General features: G+C 57.1%; 30 protein-coding genes and 3 pseudogenes. 19 read left to right on the top strand and 14 right to left on the bottom strand.

Annotated features, from left to right (window positions below; all coding sequences use genetic code 11):
- The first annotated feature begins 180 nt into the window (after nucleotides 1-180).
- Nucleotides 181-1068, top strand: coding sequence for a TauD/TfdA dioxygenase family protein (locus ACM42_RS02415; RefSeq protein ID WP_271526497.1), 888 nt, complete (start codon nucleotides 181-183; stop codon nucleotides 1066-1068).
- 913 nt (nucleotides 1069-1981) lie between these two features.
- Here the strand turns inward: ACM42_RS02415 and ACM42_RS02410 are convergent.
- Nucleotides 1982-2197 (bottom strand): helix-turn-helix domain-containing protein, encoded by a 216-nt coding sequence (locus ACM42_RS02410; protein WP_271526496.1) that lies wholly within the window; start codon nucleotides 2195-2197, stop codon nucleotides 1982-1984.
- A gap of 641 nt (nucleotides 2198-2838) precedes the next feature.
- Between ACM42_RS02410 and ACM42_RS02405 the strand changes: the two genes are divergently transcribed.
- The 3 genes from ACM42_RS02405 to ACM42_RS02395 all read left to right on the top strand — a co-directional run bounded on the left by ACM42_RS02405 (nucleotide 2839) and on the right by ACM42_RS02395 (nucleotide 4052).
- The gene (locus ACM42_RS02405; protein ID WP_271526495.1) at nucleotides 2839-3111 is read left to right on the top strand and encodes a DNA -binding domain-containing protein; all 273 of its coding nucleotides are present in this window, start codon (nucleotides 2839-2841) and stop codon (nucleotides 3109-3111) included.
- 163 nt (nucleotides 3112-3274) lie between these two features.
- Complete coding sequence (locus ACM42_RS02400; RefSeq protein WP_271526494.1) at nucleotides 3275-3469, top strand: transcriptional regulator domain-containing protein; 195 nt, start codon at nucleotides 3275-3277, stop codon at nucleotides 3467-3469.
- Between the two features lie 46 nt (nucleotides 3470-3515).
- Nucleotides 3516-4052: a DUF2285 domain-containing protein gene (locus ACM42_RS02395; protein WP_271526493.1), complete on the top strand. Its 537-nt coding sequence runs from the start codon at nucleotides 3516-3518 to the stop codon at nucleotides 4050-4052.
- Between the two features lie 901 nt (nucleotides 4053-4953).
- Here the strand turns inward: ACM42_RS02395 and ACM42_RS02390 are convergent.
- The 4 genes from ACM42_RS02390 to ACM42_RS02375 all read right to left on the bottom strand — a co-directional run bounded on the left by ACM42_RS02390 (nucleotide 4954) and on the right by ACM42_RS02375 (nucleotide 7406).
- Nucleotides 4954-5298, bottom strand: coding sequence for a hypothetical protein (locus ACM42_RS02390; protein WP_271526492.1), 345 nt, complete (start codon nucleotides 5296-5298; stop codon nucleotides 4954-4956).
- Nucleotides 5298-6389, bottom strand: coding sequence for an IS5 family transposase (locus ACM42_RS02385; RefSeq protein WP_271526491.1), 1092 nt, complete (start codon nucleotides 6387-6389; stop codon nucleotides 5298-5300). The genes ACM42_RS02390 and ACM42_RS02385 overlap by 1 nt, the downstream gene beginning before the upstream one ends.
- 484 nt (nucleotides 6390-6873) lie before the next feature.
- Nucleotides 6874-7209, bottom strand: coding sequence for a hypothetical protein (locus tag ACM42_RS02380; RefSeq protein ID WP_271526490.1), 336 nt, complete (start codon nucleotides 7207-7209; stop codon nucleotides 6874-6876).
- A gap of 11 nt (nucleotides 7210-7220) precedes the next feature.
- A complete protein-coding gene (locus ACM42_RS02375) occupies nucleotides 7221-7406 on the bottom strand; it encodes a hypothetical protein (RefSeq protein ID WP_128948215.1) in 186 nt (61 codons plus the stop codon).
- Between the two features lie 131 nt (nucleotides 7407-7537).
- Here ACM42_RS02375 and ACM42_RS38455 point away from each other — a divergent pair, with 131 nt between their 5' ends.
- Nucleotides 7538-7690, top strand: coding sequence for a zincin-like metallopeptidase domain-containing protein (locus tag ACM42_RS38455; RefSeq protein ID WP_333920994.1), 153 nt, complete (start codon nucleotides 7538-7540; stop codon nucleotides 7688-7690).
- Between the two features lie 245 nt (nucleotides 7691-7935).
- Here the strand turns inward: ACM42_RS38455 and ACM42_RS02365 are convergent, their stop codons facing one another.
- Nucleotides 7936-8334: a hypothetical protein gene (locus ACM42_RS02365; RefSeq protein ID WP_245471679.1), complete on the bottom strand. Its 399-nt coding sequence runs from the start codon at nucleotides 8332-8334 to the stop codon at nucleotides 7936-7938.
- Nucleotides 8335-8848: 514 nt separating this feature from the next.
- On the opposite strand from ACM42_RS02365, the gene ACM42_RS02360 reads away from it, so the two are divergent.
- On the top strand, nucleotides 8849-11161 hold the full coding sequence (locus tag ACM42_RS02360; RefSeq protein ID WP_271526931.1) for a S9 family peptidase: 2313 nt from the start codon (nucleotides 8849-8851) through the stop codon (nucleotides 11159-11161).
- 284 nt (nucleotides 11162-11445) lie between these two features.
- Here the strand turns inward: ACM42_RS02360 and ACM42_RS02355 are convergent, their stop codons facing one another.
- Nucleotides 11446-11757 carry a hypothetical protein gene (locus ACM42_RS02355; protein ID WP_208757062.1) on the bottom strand — a complete coding sequence of 104 codons (312 nt, stop codon included), beginning with the start codon at nucleotides 11755-11757 and terminating at the stop codon, nucleotides 11446-11448.
- Between the two features lie 104 nt (nucleotides 11758-11861).
- Between ACM42_RS02355 and ACM42_RS38450 the strand changes: the two genes are divergently transcribed.
- The 6 genes and pseudogenes from ACM42_RS38450 to ACM42_RS02325 all read left to right on the top strand — a co-directional run.
- Complete coding sequence (locus tag ACM42_RS38450; protein ID WP_333909286.1) at nucleotides 11862-12107, top strand: Tm-1-like ATP-binding domain-containing protein; 246 nt, start codon at nucleotides 11862-11864, stop codon at nucleotides 12105-12107.
- Complete coding sequence (locus ACM42_RS02345) at nucleotides 12104-12493, top strand: phosphoenolpyruvate hydrolase family protein (RefSeq protein WP_245471682.1); 390 nt, start codon at nucleotides 12104-12106, stop codon at nucleotides 12491-12493. The genes ACM42_RS38450 and ACM42_RS02345 overlap by 4 nt, the downstream gene beginning before the upstream one ends.
- A gap of 28 nt (nucleotides 12494-12521) precedes the next feature.
- Nucleotides 12522-13742, top strand: a pseudogene (locus ACM42_RS02340) (FAD-dependent oxidoreductase); the annotation flags it as partial.
- 143 nt (nucleotides 13743-13885) lie between these two features.
- Nucleotides 13886-14203 (top strand): FAD-binding protein, encoded by a 318-nt coding sequence (locus ACM42_RS02335; RefSeq protein ID WP_271526929.1) that lies wholly within the window; start codon nucleotides 13886-13888, stop codon nucleotides 14201-14203.
- 418 nt (nucleotides 14204-14621) lie between these two features.
- Entirely contained in the window at nucleotides 14622-15098 is a 477-nt protein-coding gene (locus tag ACM42_RS02330) for an Lrp/AsnC family transcriptional regulator (RefSeq protein ID WP_271526927.1), read from the top strand.
- Nucleotides 15099-15154: 56 nt separating this feature from the next.
- Nucleotides 15155-15295, top strand: a pseudogene (locus ACM42_RS02325) (pyruvate kinase); the annotation flags it as partial.
- A gap of 151 nt (nucleotides 15296-15446) precedes the next feature.
- Here ACM42_RS02325 and ACM42_RS02320 read toward each other — a convergent pair.
- Nucleotides 15447-16568, bottom strand: coding sequence for a Fic family protein (locus tag ACM42_RS02320; protein WP_271526489.1), 1122 nt, complete (start codon nucleotides 16566-16568; stop codon nucleotides 15447-15449).
- 184 nt (nucleotides 16569-16752) lie between these two features.
- On the opposite strand from ACM42_RS02320, the gene ACM42_RS02315 reads away from it, so the two are divergent.
- From ACM42_RS02315 to ACM42_RS02305, 3 genes are all read left to right on the top strand, one after another.
- On the top strand, nucleotides 16753-17466 hold the full coding sequence (locus ACM42_RS02315; RefSeq protein ID WP_271526925.1) for a helix-turn-helix domain-containing protein: 714 nt from the start codon (nucleotides 16753-16755) through the stop codon (nucleotides 17464-17466).
- Between the two features lie 503 nt (nucleotides 17467-17969).
- The gene (locus tag ACM42_RS02310; RefSeq protein ID WP_271526488.1) at nucleotides 17970-18824 is read left to right on the top strand and encodes a type IV toxin-antitoxin system AbiEi family antitoxin domain-containing protein; all 855 of its coding nucleotides are present in this window, start codon (nucleotides 17970-17972) and stop codon (nucleotides 18822-18824) included.
- Complete coding sequence (locus ACM42_RS02305) at nucleotides 18811-19728, top strand: nucleotidyl transferase AbiEii/AbiGii toxin family protein (RefSeq protein WP_271526487.1); 918 nt, start codon at nucleotides 18811-18813, stop codon at nucleotides 19726-19728. Before ACM42_RS02310 ends, ACM42_RS02305 begins: the two co-directional genes overlap by 14 nt.
- A 1-nt stretch (nucleotide 19729) precedes the next feature.
- Here ACM42_RS02305 and ACM42_RS02300 read toward each other — a convergent pair whose 3' ends face one another.
- The 4 genes from ACM42_RS02300 to ACM42_RS02285 form a co-directional block, all read right to left on the bottom strand.
- On the bottom strand, nucleotides 19730-20089 hold the full coding sequence (locus ACM42_RS02300) for a hypothetical protein (protein WP_271526486.1): 360 nt from the start codon (nucleotides 20087-20089) through the stop codon (nucleotides 19730-19732).
- A gap of 297 nt (nucleotides 20090-20386) precedes the next feature.
- The gene (locus ACM42_RS02295; RefSeq protein WP_271526485.1) at nucleotides 20387-20641 is read right to left on the bottom strand and encodes a DUF4209 domain-containing protein; all 255 of its coding nucleotides are present in this window, start codon (nucleotides 20639-20641) and stop codon (nucleotides 20387-20389) included.
- A gap of 54 nt (nucleotides 20642-20695) precedes the next feature.
- Nucleotides 20696-21037, bottom strand: a complete 342-nt coding sequence (locus ACM42_RS02290; protein ID WP_271526484.1) for a hypothetical protein — start codon at nucleotides 21035-21037, stop codon at nucleotides 20696-20698.
- A 322-nt stretch (nucleotides 21038-21359) separates the two neighbouring features.
- On the bottom strand, nucleotides 21360-22328 hold the full coding sequence (locus ACM42_RS02285; RefSeq protein ID WP_442868891.1) for a DUF7380 domain-containing protein: 969 nt from the start codon (nucleotides 22326-22328) through the stop codon (nucleotides 21360-21362).
- A gap of 239 nt (nucleotides 22329-22567) precedes the next feature.
- On the opposite strand from ACM42_RS02285, the gene ACM42_RS02280 reads away from it, so the two are divergent.
- The 3 genes and pseudogenes from ACM42_RS02280 to ACM42_RS02270 form a co-directional block, all read left to right on the top strand.
- Nucleotides 22568-23044 (top strand): hypothetical protein, encoded by a 477-nt coding sequence (locus ACM42_RS02280; RefSeq protein ID WP_271526482.1) that lies wholly within the window; start codon nucleotides 22568-22570, stop codon nucleotides 23042-23044.
- Nucleotides 23045-23226: 182 nt separating this feature from the next.
- Entirely contained in the window at nucleotides 23227-24030 is an 804-nt protein-coding gene (locus ACM42_RS02275; protein WP_271526481.1) for a hypothetical protein, read from the top strand.
- Between the two features lie 30 nt (nucleotides 24031-24060).
- Nucleotides 24061-24375: pseudogene (locus ACM42_RS02270) on the top strand (DUF2958 domain-containing protein); the annotation flags it as partial.
- 58 nt (nucleotides 24376-24433) lie between these two features.
- Here ACM42_RS02270 and ACM42_RS02265 read toward each other — a convergent pair.
- On the bottom strand, nucleotides 24434-24949 hold the full coding sequence (locus tag ACM42_RS02265; RefSeq protein WP_271526480.1) for a hypothetical protein: 516 nt from the start codon (nucleotides 24947-24949) through the stop codon (nucleotides 24434-24436).
- Nucleotides 24950-25021: 72 nt separating this feature from the next.
- Nucleotides 25022-25462, bottom strand: coding sequence for a hypothetical protein (locus tag ACM42_RS02260; protein WP_271526479.1), 441 nt, complete (start codon nucleotides 25460-25462; stop codon nucleotides 25022-25024).
- A gap of 276 nt (nucleotides 25463-25738) precedes the next feature.
- On the opposite strand from ACM42_RS02260, the gene ACM42_RS02255 reads away from it, so the two are divergent.
- The gene (locus ACM42_RS02255; RefSeq protein ID WP_143035364.1) at nucleotides 25739-25921 is read left to right on the top strand and encodes a hypothetical protein; all 183 of its coding nucleotides are present in this window, start codon (nucleotides 25739-25741) and stop codon (nucleotides 25919-25921) included.
- Nucleotides 25922-26980 lie beyond the last annotated feature (1059 nt).

Below are 26980 nucleotides of genomic sequence, written 5' to 3'. Positions count from 1 at the left end.
TAAATCGATCTGGTAGTCTCATATGCGAGTGTCCTTCAGATTTCAGCCGCTTAATTGAGCGGCGCGGTGACCCATGCTCAGACAATTCGGGGCTATAGCATCAAGCTTGTTCTGCCGGGTTTGTCGCCAGACGCGACCACCACTGAGCTTGTTTAGACATCGACAGAAAGAGGCGCCGCCATGAGTGGAACAATCGCTGTTGAAAATGTCATTCCGCGAGCAGACATCGTCAAGCACGCGGACCGGCTTGGTGCCGAAATCAAGAACATTGCGCTGTCGGACGATTTGCCTGACGATGTCATCGTCGCGTTCAACCGGCTTCTGCTAGAGCATAAGGTCATCTTTTTCCGTGATCAGGGACATCTCGACGATGCACAGCAGCAGCGTTTTGTGCTCCGGCTCGGCTCGCTGATACCGAATCCCACAATGGCGGGCACAATGGGTGGTTTAACGATCCGGCAGGAGCTGTCTGATCGCGCCTGCAGTGATCGCAACCAGATGAACGATGAGCGGGTAGCCACAGGCATTTCGGTGCTCCGGCTCGCAGCGGTCCCGCCTTTTGGCGGCGACGTTGCTTGGTCGAGCAAGGCGGCCGCTTATCTTGATCTTCCCGATCCCCTGCGGATGCTCGCAGATAACCTGTGGGCTGTGAGCTTCGTCGCATCTGATCTCACTGCGACAGGAAGCGCCACCGAATCCAACAAGCGGCCTTGGTGTGGCGTCTCCACTGGAACGATCTACGAAACGACACATCCGATTGTTCGTGTTCATCCCGAGACCGGCGAACGCATGCTATCGCTCGGTCGTTTCGTGAAGGACTTCGTTGGCCTGCAGCGCTATCCCAGCCAAAGACTGTTTGAACGGCTGCAATCCTATCTCACCGCCCCGCAGAACACCCTGTGCTGGAACTGGAAATCAGGCGACGTCGTGATCTGGGACAATCGCGCGACTGAGCCGTACCCTGTCAGCAAAATCGGCAGTCCTCACTGGGCCATGGACCAGCTTGCGATTGACGCCCGCGTACGGCACGTGAAGCGGCCAAAATCAAGGGCCGCAAAGGCTGCCTGACATTCTCCGCATCTCCCGGATTCATAAGACGCCGGCAGACCTAACACTAAGTTGCGGCCCTGCGATGTCGAGCGGAGCCGGCCTTCTTATGCGCCAGACCGGCCAACGGGCGCAGCTGCCACCTGGTAGGCTTCTTCCAGGTCCAACAGCATTGATCTTCAGGCATCGTCTCTGCTCGCCGGTCAAACCGATGACGCTGCATTTTTGATGATCTAACGCTAGCGTTGGCTCTCGCTCAGCATCCCCTTCATCGCATCGGGATAGTCAGGCCCAGCCTAGCTCACACCCAATTCAGACCATATTCGCCACCATCTCGCGACGCGTCGGATGGCCTTGATTCACAGCGCCCGGCGCCGGCTGAAACTATCCCGCTCGCGATTGTGCCGGCGTCTTTCGGGTCCCATAAACAAACGGCCAGTCGAGCCTTTCCAGCGAGTGCCTAAAATGCGCCCCTGCATGGCCCCACGGCTTCCCGATCTTCGGCCACCGGAAAGGTCCCCTCCTCGAGCCGCACGCCAGCTTTATCCTCCGACCGACAACTCTGGACGACGGAGTCTCATGCTCTTACGCACACCAGGGTAGCAAGTCCCTCCATGCCCTTACGGACGTCTCTTGGTTTCGGCGTTGCGATCACGCGAACCCCAGCCGACAAACCGACCACAGCTCCAAAGAGACTCTTCGGAGCGGCGCAAGCCCTCATTTTTAAGATGCTCGGCCTTACGACGGGCTGCCCGGGGACGCTAGGTGGACCCTGCTGGAACGACATCGGCTGGAGCAGGAGAGCGGAATCGTCGACTGTAGATCGAAGAAAGCACGTGCGCCGCTCCGGCTCGCTCCCTCCCGTCCTTAGCTGAAACATGGCTCCGACAATAATTATGTCCTGTTCCGACAGGGGCGCGCTGGTTTGCGTCCTCTAGACTAGGCATCGGCTTGGGGAGCTTCGCACCCTGGCCGGCGCAGCGAACAATTCGGACAAGTGAATACCCAAGGTCACGGCGATACGGTCCAGAAGATCAATGGTCGGGTTGTCTTTCTTCTGCTCAATGCGCCCCAGGTACGAGCGGTCGATCCCGGCATAATAAGCCAATTGCTCTTGCGGAATGCCGCGCTCTACGCCGATCCGGCGCACATTCTAGGCGACAAGCGCACGAGCGTTCATGCGCAGAGGCAGCTATTTCGACGATTATGAAACCACTGGTTATAGCCAGACTATTACGATAAGCTCGCACGAGCAGTGGCCGTCCTCCCCAATTGCTTCGAGGAATCAGAACGGTGAGATGCAGACGCAGCTAGCGCGTGCCGTCTTCTCGTTAAACCATCACAAGCGTTCTCGTGGGGCAATAGCTTGCCATTAGCGGCAGAGAGGGAATCGCGCTCAGAGATTGCCTGCGGCGTTTTCCCGGGAGCGCGACTAGTAGGACGAATGTTCAACTGTGGCTCGAAGGGAAACGAATATTCTCAGTTCGCTGGTTCTGGTTATTGCCTTTCACGAGTGCGAGCGGGCCTGTCACCACGAACCACCATGCCTTCCGCCAGGAAAGGACAACCTAGTTGTAGGGCACATCTGCAATCCCTTCCAGTATGGATTGCGATGAACAAGGGAAAGCGCTGGATAGAGCCACCAGGTCAATGTGAGCCAATATGCGATTGCCATCTCAGCGCGAAAAGGAGGTTGGCGTACGACCAATGGGCAGGTACCAAAACGACCTCAAAGTAGTTATCGTTGCTTTGATTTCGCTAGATTTTTCAGTTGGGTAGGAGTTTCAGGCAGTGCCAGCCGAGCCGAAGATCGCAGAATTGGCGCCCAGCGTCGACGAGCTCACGTCATATGACAAGGAGCATGCTGTTGCCTATATGCGACTTCTTGATGCGGACGCGGACAAGGCAGATTGGCGCGAAATCGCGCGAATTGTGCTTGGGCTTGATCCCACCGCTGAACCGGATCGTGCGCGACGCACATTCGAAAGTCATCTGACGCGGGCCAAGTGGCTAGCGGGCCACGGCTATCGCGATCTGCTACGTAGCGGTTGGCCAAAACAATGATCAGCGCGGATGTCAGGGGCGCGGGAATGTGTCGCGATCGCAAAAGTTGATCATTCCATCGATTAAGTGCGTGCAAGGCGCGTACACGATAAGCAAGCACCGGAAAGAGCCACAATCATCGGATGCATTTCGCCGCGTCTGAAGATTGTGCGGGAAAGGTACGATGCCGGATACTGACTGGAGAAATGAGGAAGCGTACAGCGGTCTGAAGAAGCCGGATGCTGCCGACCTGGCCTGGGAGTGGCTGCGCCGGGATCGCGACTACCAAGAGGATTATCAGCGGCTATCTCGCCGCGAACGTTCAAGCGCAGCGGCGGGCCAGTTCCGACGCAAGTGGGGGCTCTCGTTTTCCTGCTGATCCGCAAAGGACTTTCAACGAGCATTCAGTCTTTTGGGCACCCGAGGTGCTGCCGACCGTACTAGCTGTGCGGGCGGCCAATTGCATTGCGCCTGAAAGCTGTCAGCTCGATTTCGACAATCTGCCGGGCAGCGAGCTTCGTCGTGCGCCGGATGGATGGCATGCGATCGTGCCGCTCGGGGGCACGAAGCATCGCCTTTGGCTAAGAGAGCTTCCGGCGAGCGGATATGCTGTCGTCGTTGATCTGCCGCTCGATGCCGATTTCGAGCTTCGGCTGGGAGCCGCACGTCGATTTTGGCTTGCCCTTGAGCGTCGGGCGCTTGGCGAGCCGCCACTTGCTTTGCCTGCTTTGAAGCGGCGTCGGCTGATCCTGGCGTTGCGGGCAGTGGATGGATGGCAGGAAGGAAATAGCTATCGCCAAATCGCGCAAGGCCTGTTTGGAAGTCATCGTCTTGCCGAGCGCGCCTGGAAAACAGACGATTTGCGCAGCCGAACCATTCGACTTGTTAAGCTGGGGCGACGCCTCATACGCCTTCGCTGGCGAGCATTGCTCGACAAACGCAGTGGCAGGGATGACAAGTAAAGGGTTGCGGCTAAAATGGCCTACCTTCCGCGTCAGCCAATTCTTCTCCTGCCATGGGTACGATGGCGGCCAGGATAAAGTCTTTGCGCTCCGACGTGTAACCGTTGGCGTCTTGATTGCTGCACCAGAGCAGCGCCATCTCCGTAGGCTTTGACGACTGTGCTCGAATGGTTTTCTTAAGTTGAGGCCTCTCAATTTGAGCATTGATCTCCCGCTGTACCCGATCGAGGGATACCGCTAGACTCTAAATACAAGCAAGAGTGACTTATCGCCGATAAGGGGAGCTCGGATGATGAGGTTTACAGGCACTACATGGGAGGCATTCGGTCCCGATTTTAGCGGCGACGCCTGCAACTATCCGAAGAAGAGATGTGGAGACAAGTGTTGCTGACTGAGATCTTGCGGCGGCCTTCGCTCCGTGAATTGAGGAAGACTGGCTGCGTTGCAGAAGCTCGAAGCTCACCTAAGATGGTGATTAACTTTAGCCGCCTTTCATGACGCTGCTGCGATTCTGCTGGAATCGTTCATGACTTGCTGAATGAGAGTTTGTACCTCTTTGTTGTACGTTGACTGCTCAAGGCGGAACTTGTCGGCTGCCGCAAGATCCGGATCGTCAAACGCGAGCTATCGCTTCAGCGGTTGTTTTCGCGCTGGTAAGTGGGCTCACGCCACGATTAAAGCCAACAGGGGCGTCAACGGCTTTAAGCGCGATCATCGCCCAATACTTCAACCAATCCGACATTCTCCCCTCCGCTCCACACTCGCTCAGACTGTCGAGTTATACGAAAGGTTCGCGCAGCCAAGCTAAGCTCCAGCTGTTCGATCAAGAGCGATATCTTCCTAGCCAGATGTCATCAGTGAATGCAGCGCCGCGCGGCGACCTAGCAGGCTGTTGAAGAACTCAGCCGCGTTCGCAAACGAAGGCTGAATCGTCGCCATTGTGTATGTAGAAGTGGCCGACGAGCCTGCCCACAGTGCCGATCATAGCCCATCCGCGACCGCAGGCGGGGTCATTCTCATCGTGCCCCTCCCATGAGAACTCCGCGCAGGCCGAACCGTCTCGCGCGCCGTAGCGGATATCGAGGAAGCCTTTCAGCGCACCGAAGGCAATTTCACCGTCGGACTTGCCCTTGAAGGTGAGATGCGCCTGTTCGACGAGGTCGAGGAAGTCGCTGTCCCAGTTGTCCATTTCGACGATGCGCCAGCGGCCAGCAAAGGCCTTGGCATAGCCGGGCACCTTGGTCATCAGCCGGCCTCCGCGATCAGCTTGGGCAGCCGCACCAGATTGTAGGCGGCGGCAGCGAAGGTAAAGGCCCATCCGACGCGTTCACGGCCACGGAATCGGGTCTTCTCTTGTCCGGCGACCGTCTTGATCCAGCCGAATGCCTCCTCGATGCGCTTGCGGATGCGCTGGCTGACGGCATAGCCGCCGTGCCGGGTCGTTCGCCCGTCAATCGCAGAGCTGCGGCCGCTGGTGTTCTGCGCAACATGCGGCGTCACGTTCATCGAGCGCAGCTCGTTGACGAAGTCTTCTGCGTCGTAGGCTTTATCGGCGCCAAGCGTGATCGCTGTTGGCCGGTCGGCACGGGGTTCGATCATGTGCAGCGCGGCCACCCGTTCGGCATGCCCGTCGGCCCGCGTCAGACAGGCGTCGACCAGCAGGCCGTGGCGGTTCTCCATCAGCCCATGCCCGATGAAGCACAGCTTCGTCTCCTTGCCCTTTCCCTTGCGGCAGAGACTGGCATCCGGATCGGTGGTCGAAGCATGGGTGTCGTTAGAACATTTCTGGCCGTGGAAGTCCGCTTCGGCATTGCGCCCGCCGCCTTGCGCCGGCGGCTCGCCAGAGCGATCCTTCGGCTTCACGCTCTTCATCGAGGCCCAGGCCTTGATCAGCGTGCCATCGACCGAGAAATGATCGCTCGACAGCAACTTCTTCACCTTGGGCTGCGCCAGCACCGCCGCCAGGAACTTGGCAGCGATGTCGCCTTCCAGCAACCGGTCGCGGTTCTTCGAGAACACCGAATGATCCCAGGCTGCGTCGTCGACGCCAATTCCGACGAACCAGCGGAACAGCAGGTCGTATTCCAGCCGCTCCATCAGAAGCCGCTCCGAGCGGATCAAATACAACGCCTGCAACAACATCGCCCGCAGCAGCTTCTCCGGCGGGATCGACGGCCGCCCAATCGGCGAATAGAGGGCTGTAAACTCCCGCTCTAGCGTCGACAGCGCCTCGTTCACGATCGTCCGGATCGCTCGCAGCGGATGGTCACGCCGCACCCGCGCCTCCAGGTCGACGTAGCTGAACAGCTCGCCCGTTCGATTGTCGCCGCCGCGCACGCATCATCTCCGAATCTCGTCGGAGCCAATGAATCACGGTCGCTGGTCGGCGGCGAGCACCTTTTTCAACAGCTTGCTAGGTGAAGCAGCTATTCCTAGCTTTCCTGGAAGACCAAATAGCTTCATTTCGTCCGTTGGACTTGGGAGCTGCGCACTTATGGTCAGGTGCGCGCAAAATGACTTGCGAGGGAGGCAACGCCGAGAATTCGTTGGCGCGGACATAGTCTTAAGGTACGGCGGCAGCGCCTATCCCGCCAGCTCGCCAGACCGCACAATCGATAACTTCGCCAAAGAGAGGGATGCTATACGCGCCGGTTTTCGGGGCGCGACGATATCGTAGGCAGGGTGCGGGCGGAGGACCGGCCGGGACACAGATGTATGGGGAGAGCCCATCGATGCGGCTGTGCGCGCAACCAACGCATGAGCCTCGGGTTCAGTCAGCGTCCTAGCCCGGTTGAAGCCCTCCGGGACGACAGGACGAGATTTAGGTTTCCGTGCTTTGGCCATTTCGAAAATATCCCAAGCTGGCGATTAGTGCGTTTCTCACTCCGGTTTCGATGCCGTTCGCGATCTGAGCAGAGAGATGCAGGTCAGCGGCGCGCCTGTCAGGCACGCGGCTTGCCGCCGCAATTCTCCGACCATTTCTTGTCGCTTCCACGACGCCCGGAACGGCTGGTCCCAGCGTAATCGTCAGATCGTTTGTCCTCGTGCGATCCAAGCTCAGGAAGTTGCCGCTAGGGTTGACGGTAACTCTGGTGAATGTCCAGCTCGGAGCGGCTGTGGCATTGGTGTTGATCACAAAGTTTACCTGGCGCTGCAAGATTGAATCCTTCACTGCATATCGTAGTCGTCTTGAAATTGACGGTGTTCGTCATGGAGGCGCTGATAGCAGTGAATAGCCACTCCGAAAGCTTCAATCGCTCTGCGCAGGAATGCGCCATTCGGGCGCGACTCATCAGAGCACGTTGCCTTCTGCAAGTCGGAAACCGGATAATAAGCGTCAATCTTGTTCGTCATCGTTGCATCTGAGGATACGGACAGACCAGCGCCCAGGGAGAACACTGCGGTTGCCGGGCTGGGGGGGCACGACCTGAAAAGGTGAGGACCACGTACTTCCACTTCTGCCGCGACGCGCGCAATGACTAGCGTTGGACACTACATACCGCCACGAGAGCCATCTGAATCGCGAGTTCGGCCGCAAGCGCTTCGGCGATGAAGGCTATGCCATGGAAGGGGTAGTCGCAGAGCTTGGCGCGGCCTTCCTGTCCGCCGATCGTCTCGGCCTGACACCGGAGGTGTGAGGGAGGGGCACATTTCCCATATGCCCTCTTAGATCAAGGTGCCGAAGAACGACAAACGCGCGATCTTCAAGACCTCGTCCAATGCCCAGCGGGCGGCGGACTTCCTGTGTCGGTTTCAGGCCAAAAATTCCGCCGCGGCCTGAGCCACGGCGCGCTTTATTAAGTTGCCCTTCTAATCGTCGCGCTGGCTGGTCTCACGAAATTTCATTCTGGATTGGCATTCTTCCAGTACTTCCGGGGTATTTTCAGTCTTGCGTTGGCCCGAAGACGCTCGCCAGGAATTGCTCCTGGGTCCATTGCTTCAGCGCATCGTCGTTGAGTACCGAGTTGACGAAGGCATTCCAATTCTCACCAGCCTCTCTCCATTTCGTTTTTCGGTCGGGAATGTTCCGGAGCTGCGCAGGTCGAACCATTGCAGCAGTCTTGCAGCAGGCGAAAACTGACAGTGCCCCAGCGTGAGAGACACGAACATAACCAATCGTCACCTCGTTAGCGAGTTTACGGGCAAAGGCGCTCGGGTTCAGCTTTCTCAAGGAGATATGTTCCTGGGGCGGTCCATGGCATTCTGGTGGAAACGCTTCTGCGTCGCCCGCGGCAAGAGTAGCGCCCGCGACAGGATTGAAGCAATTCAGCCAAGGTTGCATCAAACACACCTGGGATGTCCTTCGAACAAATGTCCACGAGACCGCAGCGACATCCAGCTCAGTGGTTCTGGCAACTACCTGCCACTTGAAGCCGCGTGCTGTGGCGCAAATGTGCGAGGTCGCGTGTGCTTGTATGCCCTCGCATTCGCGTCCGAAGCAAGTTCATATTTCTCGAGGAATCACGGTTGCGGGGAGATGACCGCTGCCTAACGTTATTCGCTCGGCCTGCCGCTACTGCCGACTCCTAGTCTGTGTTTGATTTTACACATTCGTGTTCGTGTTACTGTTCTTCTCTAGCCGACAAGGGGGATCAGATAACAACGTAATAACGCCTGCAGCTTCGATGGCATCATTTCTGCAAGGATGACTTGGACGGAGCTCAAGGGGGATTGAGAAGGGCACTGGCGATCTTTGGGCCCGCGACTTAGCCGCACGCTATCAGCGAGCCTTATTGCTCCTTTCGTATACGGGGCACCTTAACGATCGCTCCGTTAGCTCAGATGAGGAGGAAGCCCTGGACCGCCGGAAAGATAGTTTTGGACACGAGATCCTGCAGGTAGCGGATTACGAACGAGCGCTCTCGATCAACGGTTACTATGGTCAGCTCACGGTCAATGTCGCGGACGTGCCGTTCTGGGTGTCAGATGGTGAGGCCTTTGCTTATTGCCGAAGGGTAAGGGGCCGGCGCCAATTCATCATCGTGAACGCTGTCACGGGCGCAAAACAGCTGGCCTTTGATCATGATAAGCTGGCTGCCGCCCTGACCCGAGCAACGCAGAGGCATTGCGACGCTGACAATCTGCCGTTTCGTCGCTTTGACCTGGCTAGCGATGGTCGCGAGATCAGCTTCCAGATCGATAGCACCAGGTGGAGCTGCGATCTTGTGAGCTACACCTGTCTAGCCCAGAACGCTTCATCCAAAGTCCATGAGGAGAACCCCTATGGCAGCCCTCCGGTAGAAAATGATCCGAAGGAAAAAAGCGCATCTCCTGATGGTAAATGGCTGGCCTATATCAATAGGCACAATCTATTCCTGTGCAGCAAGGATGGCTCGCAGGACATGCCCTTGACCTGGGACGGATCCGAGAGCAACTACTACGCGTTGTCCACACTGAGGTGGTCTCCGAACTCGCGCTATCTTGCGGGATACCGGTTCCGCCCCGGGTACGAGCGTAAAATTCATTTCGTCGAATCGTCGCCGACCGACCAGCTTCATCCGAGGCGCCGGACCATGACGTATCCTAAGCCTGGCGACCTGTTGACAGTATCACACCCGGTGCTCTTTGAGATCGGCAGCCGTCGCGAGATCCAACTCGACAACAGTCTATTCCGAAATCCTTACGAACTTTCGCCGATCGAGTGGTGGGAGGACAGTCGAGGTTTCACTTTTAAGTATAATCAACGAGGCCATCAGCTCTATCGCCTTCTAGAAGTGGTGGCAGCCACCGGAGAAGTCCGCTCGCTGATCGATGAGTGCAGCAAGACCTTCGTCGACTATCAGCCGCTGAACATGGACCAAGAGTGCGCTGGCAAAATCTTTCAGTTTAACGTTGCAGACGGGAAGGAGATCATCTGGGCGTCCGAGCGCGACGGATACGAGCATCTTTACCTATTCGATGGCCGAACCGGCGAGATTAAAAATCAGATCACCAAAGGCAAGTGGGTGGTCCGCACGGTCTATTTTGTCGATCCGGTGACCCGCCGGATCTGGTTTGGCGCGAGCGGAATGAACGCAGGCGAAGATCCTTACTTCATCCATGGCTACCGAATCGAATTTGACGGGACGGACCTGACTGCGCTCACCCCTCGAGCGGCAAATCATCACATCGAGTTCTCGCCAGATGGCCAATACTATGTAGACCTGTGTTCACGAATCGATCTTCCGCCGAGCCTGGTCTTATATCGAACCACTGACAATTCGGAGCTCATGCAGGTCGAAAGCGCCGACATTTCGGAGCTCGTGGCCGCTGGCTGGACGCCGCCGCTCAGCTTTCATGCGAAGGGGAGAGATGGCGAGGCTGATATTTGGGGGGTCATTCACCTTCCCATTAATTTCGATCAAACCAAGCGATATCCGGTCGTTGAGAGAATATATGCTGGCCCTCACGGTTCGTTCGTTCCGAAGTCATTCTCAGCATCGGCCGAGCCGCTCGCGCAACTTGGATTCGTCGTTGTACAGATCGATGGAATGGGGACGAACAACCGCTCGCGAGCGTTCCACGACGTCGCCTGGAAAAATCTGAAGGACGGTGGGCTTCCCGACCGAATCCTGTGGCACAAGGCGGCGAGCGTAAACTATCCGTGGTACGATATTTCAAACCTTGGCATTTTTGGTGCGTCCGCCGGTGGTCAGAATGCGGTGAGCGCACTCCTCTTCCATTCTGAGTTCTACAAGGTTGGGGTCGCCAATTGCGGTTGCTATGACAACCGAATGGACAAGATCTGGTGGAATGAGCAGTGGATGGGCTGGCCGGTCGGCATCGAATATTCACAATCCTCCGCCGTCGACAACGCGCACCGATTACGAGGTAAGCTGTTGCTGATTGTCGGCGAACTGGATGAAAACGTCGATCCATCATCCACCTTCCAGCTTGCCGACCGTCTTATCGACGCAGGAAAATTCTTCGACATGCTTGTGGTGCCGAACGCGAACCACGGAGTGCCGGGCAATTACTGCGAACTAAAGCTCGTGGACTTCTTCGTTCGCAACATTCTTTGGCAGACACCGCCTAACTGGAACGCGGCTTCGATCGAGTCGCTGAGCCGGTGCTGGATGCGAGGACGTGATGGCCAAAAACTAATTAGCTCGATCGAATCTCACAAGTGATGTCCGCGTTCTACGGTCGGACTATTTGGCCGATTCAGCGTTCGTGTGAAGCGCGGGTGACGGTGGGTCATTGGCGCTTCCATTGCGGTACGAAACGTACAGTTCTGCGTCTATTAGGATATATCGTGCCGGACCTCTCCTCGCTCATCGTCCGTGTAAGAGCCTCTGCTGGTAGATGGATGAGTCCGTCCAGATGGGAGCCAAATCGCTTTATGAACCATTCCATCCCGGAAGTTCGAGCTCCTGTCCGGCGTCAACAGGTACGCCCTCCGCCGACCGCTCGATCATAAATGCGGGCGGAAATTGGCGACGCCGCTGATGTCGGCATCCCTCAACGATACGGCCATATCCTCCCAGCAAGCGAACGGGTCGATCATGATTATCGCCGCATAGACATGAGGAGCGGACGTTGCCTGGTCGAGGGTTACCAAGTCTCGCAAACGACAGTCGTTCCAGTCGAGGATTGGCAGGATCGCCATGACCAGCAGGGAGCCTTCTGGAAGGCTGCGCAAAGAGCGTGCGTAGACTTGCAATTGTCCGCCTTTAGCTATGTCCGACATCTGTGTGGTAAGTTTGCCGGGAACACTCGCGCTCAACGTTTCTACCCAATGTTACCCATTTGGACGCCTCACCGATCTTATACCCGGGTAGAGCCGGGTCTAGACCACCTGTTGTTAGGAATGGTTCTGGGAGGAAGATCGTGTCTCACCATTGTACGGACGACCAGAGGTCGGCCCGTGATGGTAACCTGTCCAAACTGGCGACTGGATCCGCGACTACGGATGCGGTCGCGATCGTGGCCACGCTGGATACCAAGGGCCGCGAGGCGTCTTACCTTGCGAATATTATCGAGGCGTGCGGCCGCAAGACCATCCTGATCGACATTGGCACTAGGAGGGATGACGGCGACAAACCAGCAGATGCGAAGACCCCACGGAACTCTTGAAGCAGATTGCTGAAAGGACGTCGCTTGCCTATGTCGCAAGCCCTCAAGACGCCAAAGCGATGGCAAGTGCAGGGGCCGACTGCATGGTCCCACATGTCGGCGCAACGCGCGGCGGGCTGGTCGGTCATGAGGAGGGGCAATCCCTTAAGGAGGCGATCCGGCGCATCAATGAGATCAACGCGGCGGCGCGAAGCATCCGGTCGGACGTCCTCTCGCTTTGCCATGGTGGGGCAATTGCCGAGCCTGAAGATACGATCGAGGTCTATCGGACGACCGAGTGTGTCGGCTTTGTTGGCGCATCCTCGATCGACAGAATTCCAATTGAGCGGGCAGTGAAAACAGCGGCGGCGGAATTCAAGGCTGTCCCGCTTCCGCAAACTCATTGATGTTAACTGCAACGTGCAGCGAGGCCGCATGAACGCACTAAATGACCGAGCTAAGCCGGACACGATCGCTTTCGCCTCCAAAGGAGAGACGAGGGCGGATCAAGACTGGGAGACAGATGTCCTCGTGATCGGAAGCGGCGCGGCTGGACTGTCGGCGGCGCTCTATGCGGCAAAGGCCGGACTGCGCGTCATTGTATGCGAGAAATCTCCGCGACTTGACGGAACGACGGCCCTGTCGAATGGCATGATCTGGGTTCCTTGTTCTGCTCAGGCGCGCGCGGCTAAAATCGATGACACCATCGCCAATGCGAGGACATACCCGCAGCACGAACTCGGCGTTCATTATCGTGCGCAATTCATTGATGCTTATCTTGAAGACGGCCCGGCGGCGCTAACCGCGCTCGAGAACGGCACGAGTGTCAAGTTTACCCTGGCCACTACGCCCGATTATCACTCGAGCCAGCTTGGCGGCGCTGATAAGGGACGGGCACTGAGCCCCGCCCCCTATGATGGGCGGCTTCTAGGCAAGGACTTCGATTTGATTGGTGATCCCATTCGGGTTGTGCTCGGGGGCATGATGATCTCATCGAGTGAGGTGAGAAGCTTTCTCAACCCACTCCCATCTGTTGCGTCGCTCAAACACGTCTTAACTCGCCTGAGCCGCTATGCGCGGGATCGGCTCAGCTTCAGGCGTGGTACTGAGCTCAGCGGCGGGAATGCCTTGATCGCGCGGCTGCTGGTGAGCCTGCGCGAGTACGGCGTAGAAATTTGGCCATCTTCTCCAGCGGTCGAACTCACGAAGGAAGGCGGACGCGTCACGGGTGCCATTATCAAGCGGATCAACGTTGGCATCCGCGTGCGCGCCTCACGTGGTGTCGTTCTCGCAACTGGCGGCTTTGCCCGGAACGCGCAGTTGAGAACGCACCTCGGTGGTGCACACCAGCATGATGTTACGTTGGCCCACGCCGATGTTAACGGTGACGGCATTGGGCTTGCAACTATGCTCGGGGCCGCCATCGACAAAGATGTCGCATCGGCGGGCTTCTGGACCCCGGTTTCGATCCTGAAACGCGGCAGCGGCTCGCAGGTTGTGCCATACGCCTGGCTCGACCGCGGCCGTCCTGGGGTCTCTGCTGTCGGTCCAAATGTCAGACGCTTCGTCAACGAATCGAATTCGTATCACGATATTTGCCTGGCAATGTTTGAAAACGGCTATCCAGCAGATAAGCGATTCTACTTCATCTGCGATCACCAGTTCGTTCGATTGAGGGGCATGGGACACCTACTGCCATGGCCCTGGACCTTGAGCATCGGAAAATATCTCCGCCTTGGCTACGTCAAGGCAGGTGAAACGATTTCTGAGCTCGCAGAGCAGCTGGGACTAGATCCCCTTTGCTTCAAAAGACGATCGAGGAACACAACGGGCACGCTGCCCAAGGACGGGATCCCCTCTTTAAGCGTGGGGAATCGGGTTTTAATCGCACGCTCGGCGATCCGACCGTCGGAAAAAATCCAAATCTTGGACCAATCAAAAACGGACCGTTTGTTGCGCTGCCGATCGTTGCGGCAACGCTTGGCACGGCGACGGGATTCGCGACGGATAGTTACGGAAACGTCCTGGATGAACAAGGCAACGCAATCCAGGGTTTTTATGCTTGCGGCAATGACATGACGTCGCCGATGCGCGGAATTTATCCGGGGCAGGCATAACAATCGGTCCCGCCATCGTATTCGCATATCGCACCGTCAACGCAATAGGGCTTTCCGCTGATCAGGAGCAAAAAGCCGTCGCCTCCCGAGCTTGACCGTCTACCACACTCGTCGGGGGATATGTGCTCGGGTCCGGGGCGCGCATCGATAGAAACGTCGGCCCCGCCCCGCGACATCCTCGAGAGGGCGGTCGCGTCCGAGTTCGGTGAGCCCCGTCGGAGGGGAGATCGCCGCACCAACTGTCTTCGATGTATCGCAAAGAGCTGGGCTCCCAATAGGTGTTCCAAGACAAATGACAGCGGGAGAAATCGATCGTTCAACAGCTAGGCGGCGTAGTGAGGAGGCGAAAATGTCAGGACAAGCGGCGCAGGCGTCTGCTTCCCCGACGCGATCGCAATCCACTGGCCGCGAGGCAGTGATGCAACTCGACAAGATCGATTTTCGTCTTCTTGATCTCGTCCAACGAGACAATCGCCTCTGTAGTGAACAACTTGGAGGGAAGGTCGGCCTATCCGCATCCGGAGTTCAACGTCGGCTGAAGCGCCTTCGATCGACGGGTGTCATAGAGGCCGACGTTTCCATCATTTCTCCAAAAGCAATTGGGCGTAATGTGACCGCAGTGGTTCTCATTTCCTTGGAGCGCGCGCGTGCCGATACCGTTGATCGTCTAAAGAGCCAAATTTGCAAGATGTCTGAAGTGATGAGCGCATTCTATGTTACAGGTCTGGCTGACCTCGTCTTGCTAGTTACCGTAAACGATATGGAAGATTACGAGCGGTTTGCCCGGCGCCTTACAGACGAAAGTTCAGACATAAAGCGCATTGAAACAATGGTGGTCATGGATCGGTTCAAAGCAGGATTTACTTTGCCAATAGCCTCCATCGCGTGGTGTTAACCACTTGCGCAACGATTTCTCCGTCTCGCGGCTCGGTGCCCCTCAAGCGCACCCGGAAAATCGTCATCGTCGCAACGCAAATCTTGGATTCCATGGTGGCTGGGCCGATTCCGCCGCGGGCGGAAATCTCAGATGTCGCTACCGCCATCTATGATGGAGCCGATGCAGTGATGCTATCTGCTGAATCGGGAAGCGGGGCCTAACCAAGCTCTTCAGAAACAACTAGGGCGTTTCGGCATTCAGCCGGGGAAGAAGCGAAGGGGGTAAGGTAAGATCCTCGTCAAGATCTATGACACGTTATCTGCGGAACTTGGCGCAGCCACTGCGAAGCTCGACGCGATCGCTTGATTAGCGATTAGCAGAATCCGCGTCAATTAGCGAATAGCTCGTACTGCGGCCGCCGGCCGCGTCCTTGGTCAGCACGCCTTTTGCGACAAGATCGTCAATGTCACGCAGAGCTGTGTCCTGCGATGACTTCGTTAACAGCGCCCACTTCGACGAGGTGAGCTTGCCTTCGAAGCCTTCGAATAGGCGTTCGATCATTGCGCGCTGGCGGTCGTTGAAGCTTTGCTCGGCATGCTTCTTCCAGAAGCGGGCCTTTCGAAGAACTGACGCCAGGATTGTGTCAGCGCGATCGAAGGCACGATCGAGGCAATCAAGAAACCATTCGAGCCATTCGGTGATGTCGAGTTCACCTTTCTGGGTGGCTTCCAGAATATCGTAGTAGGCGTTACGCACCTGCCGGATCTGGGCCGACATGCTGTAGAAGCGCTGCGAGCTGTTCTCGGAGCGGGCCAGCGCCATATCGGCTATCGCGCGGGCAATGCGGCCATTGCCGTCTTCGAACGGATGGATGGTGACGAACCAAAGGTGCGCGATCGCCGCCTTCAACACGGCATCGATTTCCTGCTCGCCATTGAACCAATCAATGAAGGCTTTCATCTCGTCGGCCAGCAAGGCGGCTTTGGGGGCTTCGTAATGTACCCGCTCGCGTCCGATCGGCCCCGAGACGACTTGCATTGGACCCGACGCCTCAGTGCGCCAGGCACCGACGGTGATCTTGTTCATGCCGCTGCGCCCCGTGGGGAACAAGGCTGCCTGCCAGCCAAACAACCGTTCGGCGCTGAGGGGCGTGCTGTACTTTCCAGTGGCGTCGAGCATCATCTCCACGATGCCTTCGACGTTGCGCTCCGAAGGGGTGAGGGCGCCGATATCGATTCCGAGACGACGTGCCAGCGATGAACGCACCTGTTCGCGGCTGAGAACCTCGCCTTCGATTTCGCTCGACTTGGTGACTTCTTCGGTGAGGGCCTCAAGATTTGCTTCTGTCTTGAGTCTGATGCCGAGCTCCTCCATACGCCCCGAAAGACGTCCCTGGCGATTGCGCACCGCCGCCAGCTTCTGGGCAAGCTTTGAGGCGTCCCAGGTGAAGTGGGGCCAGTCCTTCAGCTCATGGATATAGGTTGTCATTATCCGCACCTTTTGCGGAGAATATACCCAAATCTCCGCAAAAGCAAGTTATTCTCCGCATATTGTGCGGTGAAAGTAGTGGATAATCTCCGCACGTTTAGAGGGAAGGATTAGTAAGAGTCCTCGAAAAGCTCAGTAATTTGGCTTGTATTATGAGATACGTCCAAGTTTCTGAGCTTTTCAAATCAACGCAGCAGAATTCAAAGCATGGCGGCAGGGCCTGGGATTGACCCAGCAAGACGCTGTTGACCGGCTCGATGTCAGCCGGACGACCATTCAGAATTGGGAAAATAGCACCCCGATCCCCCAGACCGTCGATATACGCTGCAAGGTCTGGGAGCACCGTTTCCGACAGGAGAACCCCGCCATTGGTCCGCTCACGCTGATCTACAGCGACGCACCGATGTTCGTGGACCCCTATGGTCCCCGGCGCCGGCTTGCGATGATCCAGCAAGAGCCACATCCAACGAACGCCGCTGTCCTTGCCCGTGTTCAACAACTGGCTGGCCAGCCCAACTTCCACAACCCGTTCGTCGTCGCAGCCGACCAGTCCACGCTGTGGAATTTGCCGGAGCTGGCTCGCGTTATCAGTGGTGAGGATCAACAGGCGCCGACGCTAGCCAACATGCTGCGTAAAGCGGCGACGATTGTTCGCGAAGACTCCGCCAATTTCGTGCGCAATGGCGCAGGCTGGCCGACTCAGGTCGAGATTGCGGCGCGCCACGAAGACATCATTGCGCAAGCCGATCTTCTCGAGAGCTTCGCCGGCGATAGTTTTCCGACAATCGCGCGGCACCAACTGGCTATTGAGGATGTTTTTGCGAATCTTCTTGGTCTCCGAGCGCCCGATGCGCTCGTATCAGGCATTGCCTTTGCCCTAAGCGTATTCGATCGATAACGGTCGATGCCGATGAAGAGACCGCGAAACGCCATGACGCACCTTAGGACCTGACGATCCCGACCGAGAATGCCCTGTTCGGCTTCTCGGCCTTCTCAAGCACGACAGGGGAGAAGCTCTTTTCCTGAGCGATGTGCTTGTTCCCAACCTTCTCGAACCAGACGCACCAAACCGCCTCTGCTGGAGCATTGCGGTTATGCCGACCTTTTCGACTGTCATCACGGGGCCGCCCGATTTCACTCGAACCAGGTCGTCCGGTTTGAATTCACTGCCTTCCATCTTTCATCTCTTTCGAGTTGCCTTGAGCCTGCTGGGTTTGGCATTTGTAACGTCAATTGTTCTTTATTTGTTCGTTTCGCAACTGTTCCTGCATCATCATCCACAGGACGCGTCCCGGTAGAAGTAAATGGTTTGGATAATGGCGCCAGAATCAACTGATGCTTGATAAATTTAGAGAATTTCAAACTAGCCTTTCGGTTTGAAAATATGCTATTATATCAATCATGGATAGACAAAAAGGCCAACTCCTAAACCAGCTCGACAAGCTCCTGCCTGAGGGGCTTGTCGTGGATTCCGCCTGGCTCAAGCGGCACGGCTACTCCACCCAGCTCCAACATCTGTATGTGACGCGTGGCTGGCTCGAACAGCCAACCCGCGGGGTTTTCCGGCGACCGCGCTACGAATTGAGCTGGCAGCAGGTCGTCATATCCCTGCAGGGCATCCTGAACTATTCACCGCTCGTCGTGGGCGGGCGAACGGCGCTCGAATTACAAGGATACGCTCACTACCTGCCGCAAGCGACGACTCGCGTTCACCTCTACGGCCCCAAGTCTCCGCCGTCCTGGGTGAACAAGCTGCCGCTGTCCGTGAAGTTCGTCTACCACAACGACCGGCGGCTCTTCAAAAACGAACCCGTCGCGAAGGGCATAAGCAGTGTCCGCTGGAATGTCGAAACCGGGAAGATGCTCGATGATACGGCTTTTCGGGGAGGCGACGTAACTCAACTGAACTGGGGCCAATGGGACTGGCCTCTAACCCTGTCGACGCCCGAGCGCGCCGTTTTCGAGCTGCTCGACGAATTGCCCAACAACGAAAGCTTCGAACAGGTCGATGCTCTACTCGGTGGCCTTGCCAATCTTCGGCCCGATCGCTTGCAAAAACTCCTGAAGGATTGCGCAAGCGTTAAGGTGAAGCGTCTCTTCTTTTACTTCGCCGACCGTCACAACCATGCTTGGCTCAAACGGCTTAACAAGCAAGCCGTCGATCTTGGGCATGGTAAACGTATGCTCGTCAAAGGTGGTGTTCTCGATCCGACCTATCAAATAACCGTCCCGGGAGATCTCGATGGCGTTCGCTGACGCTTACAAAAGGCAGGTCGCGCTGTTGCTGCGCGTTCTCCCATTTGTCGCCGAAGAGAAATGCTTCGCCCTGAAAGGAGGAACTGCGATCAACCTCTTCGTTCGCGACTTGCCCCGTCTCTCCGTCGATATCGATCTAACCTATGTTCCTGTCGCGCCGCGCGCCGAGTCCCTCGCCGATATTGATGCGTCCATGAAGCGCATCGTTGCAGAGATTAAAGAGAAGATCCCCGGGGCACAGGTCCATGAGACCCGTAAAGAGGCCACGATCGTCAAACTGGTGGTTCGCTCGCAGAACGTCCAGATCAAGATTGAAGTCACGCCTGTGCTGCGTGGCTGCGTCTTCGAGCCGGTCGTGACTTCGGTGCGTCCCGCCGTCGAAGAGGCGTTTGGTTTCGCTGAGGCTCGCACGGTCTCTTTTGCTGACCTCTATGGCGGAAAAATTGTCGCCGCTTTGGATCGCCAGCATCCGCGTGATCTGTTCGATATTCGCGACCTGCTGGCCAATGAGGGAATTACCGATGAACTCCGCAAGGCCTTCATCGTCTATCTCTTGAGTCACGACAGGCCGATGTTCGAGGTACTTGGCTCGCCACAAAAAGATATCAGCGATGAATTCCTTCACGGCTTCGAAGGGATGAGGGACAAGCCCGTTTCAAAGGACGAGCTGGTTGCCGCGCGCAAGACCCTGGTCGAAGAAATTGTCGGTAAGATGCCAGAGGCTCACCGGAAATTTCTCGTATCGTTCGAGCGCGGCGAGCCTGATTGGGATCTCCTCGGCATCCCCGCCGCCGCCGATCTGCCTGCCGTCAAATGGCGTCAGCAGAATCTCGACAAGCTATCGAAAGAAAAGCGCGCAGAGCTCGTTGCGGCCCTGGAAAAAGTCCTCAACTCTCGCGCCTAGCTTACCGGCGCGACAAGCCTTTCAGCTCCGCCCGACGCCTGGGGACGAGGTGTCGTGTCTCTGCCGAATCGAACCCGGCCTGCTCAAGCTGGCGTATGGTGCCAGTCAGTGCAACGATCTGCGCCCGAAGATGAAGCAATCGGATCGGCTGCTTCTCTTGCCCCCTGATAAATCCTGCCAGCACTAACTTGCGCGCACAGAGCACGGAGCCCAACCTGAAGAGGGGCAGTTTCGACGTCTCGGCCAGATAATACACTTTGCGTCGAAACTCCCGTGATCCAAACAGATATTCTGCGATTGCAGCAGCACCTTCCAGGATGTCGTCAGCACGTACGTCTAAGCTGGCGGCCTTCGGCTCCATGTGTCCTCCCAATTTCTGTTGATTGGTCCTCGGCGGCTGCAAAGGACATTCCCTGGGCAATATGGGAGTGTTCGCTTGAATCTCGCTGGCCGGGCCTCAGGTTCGACCTGCCAAAATCAGGTAACCCCACTGTCCTGGCACGCTCTGAGCTTCGACAAACGCACCGAGGGAACAGGCTCATTGTCTTTTTTTGGTAGGTCCGAAGTCAATTTTAAAATGCTGCATTGCAGAAGGTTTCCAACCATTCCGATGAAAAGGTCGCTCGTATTGCGAGCGGCCACTCTGGCTCATGCGCCGCTATGCAGCGGATTCTGCTGCGCCATCGAGATCACTTCGATCGCCCGGCGTGTAGTCATAGGGGAGCGTCAGTTGAGAACGAAACCCAAATAGCGGCAACATGCAGAGATGAAAGATCAGCCAGCATGCGTAGACCGCATCATCGCCGTACGGGTCACCATCGCTGAGCAAGCCATGCGAAAGCCAGTTACGAAGATTGGGACCGATCTTTTTCAAGAACGCATTCTCGATATTCGCGATGATAGCGTCGCCCAATACAGCTAAGAGCTCCGATCGCATCTGATCAAAGAGCGAGGAGATTGTACGATCTTACTGTGTCTTGGTCGCGTCATCCAGCTTCGAGACGTCATGTCCCGAACTCTTGAGCACATGCCGAAGCGATTGCTCAAGGAGAGGCGTCAGAATATAGGTCGCTCCGACAAAATCGCCCTGGAAGAAGCGGGTGAAACCGCGGGAGTAGGTCATGACAAGATTGAGCGGTACGAAAGCGCTATGTACGAGCAACTGCTCAAACACGTCATCGGCGATATAGTAATCTCTGGTAATGGTCTGACGCGCAATCTCGGCCGCAGCTGCTGCGATGTGTCGACGAATTCTTTCGCCCTCTGCGACCTGGCGCTCGACGGCTGAAGCATCTGCACCATCACCCAAGCCGGCGCCCTCGCTCCGGTGCACGACTTTGCCCTCACGGTCATGGTGTGAGCCGCCGAAGAGCGATGATAACGGGTGTTCCCGGATGGTGTCTCGCGCTTCCTGCTTGAGCGCTGCCGGATCGGGAGATCTACTGAGCGCCGCAAAAGCGAACAGCTTGTCGCGCAGGGGGCTGCATCTGCTGTTCGACCTGTCTCGCCAACTCCTCGATGTCTGTAGGAATGGAGAAATCGGACGTCTCGTCGGCAATGCCGGCCTGAACATCTACCAGCCGATGCCTTAGCTCTTTTCGTCGATCCTTCGCGCCGGGCACGCCGTGCAACTAGCCTATCGCTTCGGTAAGTGTCTGGGAGGCCAAAAGAGCCATCGGCTGGCTGGCCGCGATGGCGACAAGTTGGTCGGCGGCCGAGGACTGCGAGCGGTGCTGATCGTCGGTCCTTTTCGCAAGGCGATACCCGCGTGCCGCCATACGCCATAGTTTGACGATCGTGTGCGGATCGGAGCCCTCGGGAAGCTTGGCGATGAGTGCCTCAATCTGACTGCTGATCTCGCCGGCATCGCCAACGCCAAAATCGAGAGCTAGATGACCAAACCAGAGGGAGGGGACCATCAATCCCTGCTCGAAGGCCTTCACCCTTAGTGCCGATACAATATCTCGCGCTGCCGCAGGGCCTCGCTTGTCAGCCCCAATGGCACGGCCGATTAAGAGGGCCCGACGGAGCAGATCGCGGGCGTCGAACGTAAGGACGCCACGATCATCCTCGCCGCGAAACCGAAGTTCGCCCGCGCCAACCTTCGCCACGATATCGGCGTAGGACTCGGCGGCTATGGCTGCGAGCTGAGCCTTGCGATCGACGACCCAACAGATGTCCGCAAGCCGTGCGCGAAGGACCGGATGCGTGGCGCGCCTTGCCATCTCCGCCAGTACCTCAGCAGGCGGACCGCAAAAATCGACCGGAAGGGCTGTGCGACGACCATCGGCGGTAACCATCAGCGCCCCGAAGGGCTCGTTCGGTTCTTTCGATCGGAATATCATCCCAGCAGCCGCCGACAGCATCTGGAAGACGCGGGCCGCTGGCGTATCGGCCAATTCACCATTCGAACCGATGGACCCGCCGGCCGCGCTGAATAGGTCCGACAAGGTTGAGCTATCCGCGCTCTTCGATTCCGCTACAGGAGCCTCGAAGTCGAAATCAGTGAGGTCAGATAGAGTCGCTCTTGCCCAGGGCGGCGGTGGCGGGTTTGACGCGCTTGCGTCCTCTGATGCATTGCCGGGAGATAAATCCTCCATAGTCCTCTCATCATTGCGGTGGGGTTCGCGTGAGGGTTGATAGCTTCCTATTTGGGGATTGATGAGTGAGCGATCAAGGTGGCTCGCGCGCTGCGGGGGAAGTGTGTAGGACGCGGCGCGGTAGCTCTCCCGATTACTGACCATTTCGGTTCATTCCAGAGCGATTCCCGACCCTTTCGCTCTCGATCAATGTCTGATCCCGCTAGCCTCTCCGATCAACCACAAGAGAGGAGATACCCATGAAAGTCATCACCATAGGAAAGAAGCTGGTACCCGTCGAACAGGTCGCGTTCGTCGAGCCGTTCGATCCCGCAGCCAATCCCGAATTCAAACCCGAGAAGGACTACAAGGGCCGGATCGTCCTGCTCAATCGGGACATCGCACTCACCGAGCAGACGCCGCAAGAGTTTGCGGCTGAATACGAGCTCCACCTCTTCACCGAGGACAGTGTTGCCGTCAATCGGGCCATCGTGTTCAGAGTCGAGACCTTCGAGCCGACCGAGAGCTTCAAGCCAGCGAAGCCCTACAAGACACGGCTCAAATGGCGGGATCTGACCGGCGGGGAGCAGAGCAAGCTTCTTCTGACCGAGGCCGAGACCGTCATCGCTGAAATCCTTGGCGCCAAGGCAGAACTGCCCAAGCCGGCGAAGCGTCCTACGCGGCGGCCTGGCAGAGGCCGCAATGGATCGCGCCGCATGGAGGCTTATCGCACCTAGAGAGCGCAGGTAGCAAATCAAGCCCCGGTTGGACCTCCAGTCTTGTACCGTGCATGCTAAAGAAAGACGTTTTGCGGGAGAGCGGAGATGCGAAAGCTCGTCGATACGAACTACCTCAAGTCCGAAAAACTGCGCGAATATCTAGCCGATCCGCGAACATCGCCGTTATCCCCGACTACGTTATGATCGAAGCGCTCGCCAGTAGCGATGCAGCATCCATCTGCGAACGGTTCAAGATTCTGGCCGAATACCCCGGCCAGGTCAGGGTCTTGAAGTCAACCCATGCGATCAGCGGCCTGCGTGCAAAGCGGCGAAGCCGTGGTCTTCAGAAGCGCCTCATCGAGCGCGATCAAACCGCCAATTTCAGCAAGTTCTATGCAACGCTTGAGCGGGCGCGCGACGGCGACAAGCCTGCTAAGCGGCTCCTGGCGCAGAAGTCGGCTGCGGCGGCCGCCGAAATCGCGCAATTGCGAAAGGGTCAGGAGACCTACACCGCCAATCTGGCCGAGCATGCCAAGAAATACACGGATGCCGAGCTTGCCATTCTGACCAAGGGAAAGCCAATCCCTCAGGAGTTGTTCAGCAAGGTCACGGGAGAGATCGTCGCACTCGCCGACAACATGTTCATGGCGCATGGCTACTTCAAGAAGCAGCCTCCGACGAGGACGTTGTCCAACGCATGCATATTCCGCTACGCCGTTGCGGGCTATGTCGTGGCGCTTCGCTGCATCAAGGAAGGTGGCGCGCAAGGAGCATCGGCGGAGAACATAGGCAACCACATCATTGATGCGATGATCGCGGCATATGCAACGTATTTCGATGGCTTCCTCAGCGAGGACAAGAGAGCGCAACAAATCTATGAGACCACAGGCGATCTGCTGAAGTTCTATCATCACGACATCAAACGCTTCGAAGAAGCGTCTGCGGCAGCAAAGGTTTCTGCGGATGCAACCATCAGTAAGGCGACAGCCCTCGCCGAAGCATGACACGCCGAATGTTGTCACAACGGCCGCCGTCAGGCGGCCGTTAAGGGGACACCGGACGAGCTCGACTTCGAACCCGTCTTCAAGCTGTTCAACCCTTGCGGAGCCGCCACCTGGCTGCTCACCGAGATTGATCCCGACGATCACACCGTCGCCTGGGGCCTTTGCGATCTCGGCATCGGCTTCCCCGAGTTCGGCACCGTCGGCCTGACGGAGCTCGCCGCCTATCGCGGGCGCCTTGGGCTCGCGATCGAACGCGATCTTCACTTCAAGGCGCGCGGGCCGATCTCGGCCTACATTCAAGCCGTCAATAAGGCAGATCGGATTGTCGAAGACATTCGCTTGTAAGGCCGAGATGGAGGTGCTCAATGAGCATCTCCATCATCGTCTTCGGCGGGGCAATACCTTAGTCAAGAAATGTACAGGCCGCCCCCTGTTCATCGGCGAGGTTCAACATCTGCGCCGGCCCGGCGCGACGCCTCCTGACGAACAGTCCAATCGTTCGCCAGAGGTCCGCGAACAAGTTCGGTCTTGTCGGCTCCTCGAAGCCCTGTCGAATCTCGCGCCATGTTTGCCGGGGCATGCGAATCCCTACATCGACGGACGACGCGCCGCCCGCAAAAAGCGGGTGGAGGTATTCAAGCGCATAGCCTGCCACCCAGATAAAATCGCGCGATCCTGCGTGGAGGTAAGGATTGCTCCACCGGTAAATCCTGGCAACATCGTGAAAATCGACAGCGAACTCGATGTTGCTGAGGTGAGGCCTGATCGCATCGAAGAGCTCACTAAGGGCGATCGGCACCAGACCGCCATTCCTCGTATCGATATAGCTATACACGCCGAAAGCCGACCGAAGCCGGTTCTCAATGGCAGTCCGCAACACGGCGACGCCGATGAAGGGCGCTCGGTCTCTGAAAGTCATTCCCGAGAAACGCCCATAAACGGCTTGCTCGGCTCCTCGGTATATCTCGAATGGATGTTCCTGAGTGCGCCGCTAACCGCCATACGTCCCCGGCAATTCCAACAGGCAGTGAGACGCCTGTTCGAACAAAATAATCCCATGGTCCAAAATGGTGTGAAGCCCTTCATGCAGGGTCTCCAGCCGCGTGTCGGTATAAGGGCTTGGCATACGTTGAAAGGTAGCCGCGGCCTTGATGTATTTGCGCGCTTCAGCATTAAGCATAGAGACATGCGCGTGATAGAATGTCTTCTCGTAAGGCATCTTCTCGAAATCGGCCGGTGTGGTTCGTAAGCCTTGGCGAACAGCATGATGGGCTTGCAAGGGCTTGGCGCGATCCTGCCTGATGATCCCCGCGAACTCGTTCCAAAGCCACGGGAGGCCCTCCGCTTCGGTCCAGGCCGAAAGCTCCTCCAGATTCGTGGCAGTCTTGTCGTGCCACCTCTGGAGCCCGCGCTTATAGTCATCAGTATCCATCTGTAATCTCGCTTCAATCGATCAATTGTCGGCTTACGATAGGCGTATGAGCAATGAGAATCACGACCGTCTGCATGCTGTTGACGAAACGAGAAGTCGCTGAAAGATCGGGAATGATTGCGAATTACAAACCGTTTCAATGGAGGTGATGAGGCTAGAATCTAAAGTGGCGGAGAGGGTATCTGTTGCGATCACTGCGATGGATTGCCCACTTGGCAATTCCAAACGTTCCTTATATGTTCAGTTGACCTTAGGCCGGAGAGAGAGGATTTGACCGTGAATTTGGAACTTCTGACAGCTCTGAAGAAGGTCGCGAAACGTCGGGCGCGGCTAAAGTTGTCTCGCAACGATGCACTGCAGGTATTGATCAAAGAGGGTATCAATAACTCTCGCGGCGGATTGACGAAGGAATATGGTGGTCCGACCTTGAAGAAGGTTCGCACCCTCCGTCGTAAATGAGTCGTTCTGCGACATCGCTGGCGGTGGGTTTCCACGGGTGCGATCGACAGGTCGGTCTTCGCGTGCTGAGGGGTGAGGACTTTAAGTCAAGCGAAAAGGCATATGATTGGCTTGGTCCGGGCGTTTATTTTTGGGAAGGTGACCCGGTGCGGGCATGGGAATGGGCCAGAGACCGAGGTTATTCTGAACCATTCGTTGTCGGAGCGATCATAGACTTGGGCGAATGTTTAGATCTCACTTTGCGTGAAAACCTTGAATACCTAAGTGTCGCCTACTCAGATCTGCGGCGCGTTCAAAGTCTGGCTAGATCGAAGCTCCCTTCAAACAAGGATGGTCGCCGCCTACCAAAACGCGACAAAGTACTAAGGTTTCTGGATTGTGCGGTCATTACTCACCTGCATCACATGGTTGCAGATGCGGTCGCCGAAAATCCGTTACCTCGCTTTGATACAGTGCGGGGGTTGTTTGAGGAAGGAGATCCCGCGTTTCCCGGTGCTCGGTTCTATAGCCGCACCCACACTCAGATTGCTGTACTCAACCAGCGCCTTATTCGTGGAGTATTTCGTCCGAGAAGTTTAGATCGCCACTCGCTCAACCTAGCGACGTCTGGCTCTTAGTTCGTCCACTTCCTCTTGTTTCTCCAATCTCAACCAGCCTGCGGCTTCCGACTGACCGCGACCGATGAGGTTACAGCCGCGGTGTTGATGTCTCGTCTTGGTATCACCGGACAGCGCGTGCGATGAGGGCGGCAAATCTTACAGACATGGCGAGCCCGATCGATACGCGAAGCCTTGGCAGATAAAGCCTGAGCGCGTCGATCGCGGTGATCGCGCCAATCACACGAAGAGAACCGCCGGTCCTATAGACACCCCGGTGACCAAGTGAGGGGAGGAAACGCCCGTTAGGGCAGCGGTACCGAAAGTACCGCCTAGATGCCGCCAATCTCTTGGGCTGCGCCGAGCGACTTGCGTTAGCCCTGCCGTTCCAGCGAAATGCACGTCTGTTGACAGCTCATAGTCAGCGGCAAAACGCAGCTCCCGGAATGGCCGTGTACGCATC

It is taken from the genome of Bradyrhizobium sp. CCBAU 25338, assembly GCF_028128965.1.
In the GTDB taxonomy this organism is placed as follows: Bacteria; Pseudomonadota; Alphaproteobacteria; order Rhizobiales; family Xanthobacteraceae; genus Bradyrhizobium; species Bradyrhizobium liaoningense.
The sequence above is the reverse complement of the archived record's forward strand: the minus strand, read 5'-3'. Positions and strand labels throughout refer to the sequence as shown.